Annotated in this window: 3 protein-coding genes and 1 pseudogene; 1 reads left to right on the top strand and 3 read right to left on the bottom strand. The window is 69.3% G+C overall.

Translation table 11 applies throughout. From position 1 onward, the window contains the following. The 3 genes and pseudogenes from ACIRA7_RS16505 to ACIRA7_RS16495 form a co-directional block, all read right to left on the bottom strand. Window positions 1-1,096: pseudogene (locus tag ACIRA7_RS16505) on the bottom strand (M1 family peptidase); the annotation flags it as partial. A gap of 101 nt (window positions 1,097-1,197) precedes the next feature. After that, a complete protein-coding gene (ytxJ, locus tag ACIRA7_RS16500; RefSeq protein ID WP_396221923.1) occupies window positions 1,198-1,923 on the bottom strand; it encodes a bacillithiol system redox-active protein YtxJ in 726 nt (241 codons plus the stop codon). A gap of 98 nt (window positions 1,924-2,021) precedes the next feature. Next, the gene (locus ACIRA7_RS16495; RefSeq protein ID WP_396221922.1) at window positions 2,022-2,180 is read right to left on the bottom strand and encodes a hypothetical protein; all 159 of its coding nucleotides are present in this window, start codon (window positions 2,178-2,180) and stop codon (window positions 2,022-2,024) included. Between the two features lie 148 nt (window positions 2,181-2,328). Between ACIRA7_RS16495 and ACIRA7_RS16490 the strand changes: the two genes are divergently transcribed. After that, on the top strand, window positions 2,329-2,761 hold a 433-nt coding region (locus tag ACIRA7_RS16490; RefSeq protein WP_396221921.1), incomplete at its 3' end, for a protein kinase.

The raw sequence follows: 2,761 nt of genomic DNA, 5'->3' as shown, positions 1-2,761 counted from the left end.
CGTACTTCTTGGCGGTTGCCCACGCGAAATCGTTCACCGTATCGGCGTGGAAACGCCACACGAGTCGTCCGTTGGCATTGCCCATGGCGGTGGCCTGCCCCGGACCGATTTCCTCGGGCCCGACGATGGTCGTGACGGCGTCGGATTGCGTGACCTTGGTGAGCCGCTCGCGCGCCGCCGGAGTCAGCACCTGCTCAGGGTTCTGCAGCACGCCGGTACCACTCACGATCCAGCCGGCAGGCACATCGATGTTCACATCGAAGGTGCCGAAGTTGTTGTAGAACTCCGACGGACCCACGTACAACTCGCTGTCCCAGCCGCGCAGGTCGTCGTACACGGCCACGCGCGGGAACCACTGGGTGGGCTGGTACAGCGTATCCGCCCACCGCTGCACCATGCGGTGTCCGGTGCCGGGACCGCCCGGCAGTTTGTGCGACCACACAATCTCGAGCACCGCCTTCGCGCCGGCGGCGATCGGCGTGCCGAGCCGGACACTGGCCGAGGTGGAGCGCCCGTTGCGCAGCACCGCCTCGCCGGTGGGCGCATTGGCGGCGCTCTGCTGCGCCGCGACGATGGCCCTGGCCCCCGAACCGCCGTCGCCGGCCGGCGCCGCGTTGGAGGCAAGATTCACCGGCTTACCGTCGATGGTCATGCGCGAGATGACCATCCCATCGGTCACTTCGGCGGGCACCCACGGCGCGGCGTGCGGTGCGTTGCCGAGGAAGTGATTGGGGTCGAGTCGGAGGCCGATGTCACGCAGCTCATCGGGGCTGCTGTTGTGCAGCGTGATGCGCGCCGTACCGTTCAGTCGCGAGGTGGCGGGATCGAGGGACACGTCGATCGCGTAGTCGGTGCGCAGCTGCCAGTACGCACGACCCGGCCGTCCCGTGGAATCGCGCGTTCCGGCGGCGTAGGCGCGGCGGATGCTGTTCGTGATCGGGATATCGCGGCGGATTGCGCGCGGCGGTGTCCGGTCCGCGACCGCTGCAGCTGCGGATGCGGACTGGCCCTGCACCAGCCCAGGCGCCGTGGCCATTAGGGACAGCAGCGCGGCCGCGAGCACGCGGTTGTGACGAACGACAGAGAACGGAGACATCGACAAAGGGGGCCGGGGAACGATGGACCAGCGTCCCTAATGTCTAGCGCGTCGGGGGCAGCGGCGCGAGGCGGCGGCGCGCGGCGCCGCGGTGTGCCGGATTAGCCCGGCGGCTGCACGGTCACGAAGGCCTGCTCCAGGCGCGGCGCCGTAATCCCCCCATGCGACGCATCCCAGAGCACCCGCCCGGCTCGCACGATGAGCGCCTGGGGCGACTCGTGCCGCAGTCGGCTCACCGTCTCCAGCGCATTCGAGAGTTCGCGTTCCTGCTGCACGATCACGAGACGCGTGGGCACCTCGGGATTGGCCGCGACGAAGTGATCGTACTGACGCTTGGCGGTGAAGGAGACGGGGCAGCTGTTGCTGTGCTTGAAGACCAGCATGGCTTCGGGGTGCGCCAACAGCTCGCGGGCTTCGCGGATGGCGTCACTGTCGCCGCTGGTGGACGGGGCCACGACGCGCTCCGGCGACGCCGGCACCAGCGGCACCGCGGCCATGCTCCCACGGGACAGCTGCGCCTCGATGGCGTCCACGTACACGCCCAGGGCGCGGGCGCCGCTAAGCCGCTCCACGAGCACCCCATCCTGAAAGATCAGGACAGTCGGGAGCGCCCGCACATCGAAGCGGGTCACGGTTTCGACATTCGCGTCGGCGTCGAGCTTTGCCACACGAACCCGCCCGTCGTACCGCTCGGCGAGCGTCTCGAAAATCGGGACCAAGGCCCGGCACGGCGTACACCACTCGGCCCAGACATCGAGCACGAGCAGCCCGGGCTGGGCGAGCACATCGGAGGCGAACGCGCCGTCAGTCAGCGTTGAAACAGGCATACCGAAGCATACCCCGCCACCCGAACCGGTGGGAGGCGTCGGGAGCACGCGGGCCTTGGCCGGCGAACGCCGCGCGGCGCCGCTGTCCCGGCACCGAATCAGGTACCGCGACGCCCGCCGTTCTTGGCCGTCGTGGGTGGCTTCTGCGGCTGACGAGGACTCGGCTGCGTGGACTTCGCGCCCGCGGCCGTGGACGGCGTGCCGGGGATCGGACGCTTGCGCGAGAAATCGGGGACAGCGGTATTGTGCTTCTTCATGGGCGACTCCGGTGACGACCTGGCGCTCGGGCAGGTACCCGCACGCCAGATCCGTACCCACGAAAGGTAATCGCGGCAGGCCAACGCGCCGGTCGCGCCGCACGGATCGGTGATTGCGCCGCGGGGCCGTGCCCGGCAGTATCCGCCTATGATTGATCCGCGACTCTCGTCAGCGTTGGCCGACCGCTACCGCCTGACGCGAGAGCTCGGCGCCGACAGCATGGCCACCGTGTACCTCGCGGAAGACCTCCGACACCACCGCCCGGTGGCGGTGAAGGTGCTGCGCCCCGCCCTCTCGGCAACACTGACGCCCGATCGCTTCCTGCGCGCGATCGCCACCGCGGCGGGGCTGCGCCATCCCAACCTCGTGTCGCTGTACGACGCCGGCGACGCGGCGGGGTTCCTCTTCGCCGTAACGCCCGTCGTGGAGAGCGAGAGCCTGCGCGATCGGCTCGCGCGCGACGGGCCGCTGCCGATCGCCGATGCCCTCCGCTTCGCTGATGAGATGGCGAACGTACTCAGCTACGCGCATGGACGCGGCGTGATGCATCACGATATCTCGCCGGAGAACATTTTCATCG

It is taken from the genome of Gemmatimonas sp. (assembly GCF_044376735.1).
In the GTDB taxonomy this organism is placed as follows: domain Bacteria; phylum Gemmatimonadota; class Gemmatimonadetes; order Gemmatimonadales; family Gemmatimonadaceae; genus Gemmatimonas.
Note: the sequence above shows the minus strand (reverse complement) of the source record. Positions and strands in the feature narration are given on the sequence as shown.